General features: G+C 68.3%; 1 pseudogene. It reads right to left on the bottom strand.

The window, feature by feature from the left end:
- A pseudogene (locus P0D71_RS36125) lies at positions 1-271 on the bottom strand (NAD(P)(+) transhydrogenase (Re/Si-specific) subunit alpha); the annotation flags it as partial.

The following is a 271-nucleotide window of genomic DNA, read 5'->3' on the forward strand; positions in this document are numbered from 1 at the left end:
CGCGTAGAGCGACGACGCATCGGCGGGCACCATCGAGGCCAGATTCGTATAGCCGACGATCGTCACGCCATGCCTGATCACCACCTGATCCGCTTCGGTGAGCGGACAGTTGCCGCCGCGCCGGCCCTCATACTCGGCGCCGCGTCCTGCCGCGAGGTCGACCAGCACGGAGCCGGGTTTCATCGCCTGCACGGTGTCGACCGAGATCAGCGTCGGTGCGGCGCGGCCCGGGATCAGCGCGGTGGAAATCACCACGTCGGCCTGTTTGGCC

The organism is Paraburkholderia sp. RL17-383-BIF-A (genome assembly GCF_046028015.1).
Taxonomy (GTDB): Bacteria; Pseudomonadota; Gammaproteobacteria; order Burkholderiales; family Burkholderiaceae; genus Paraburkholderia.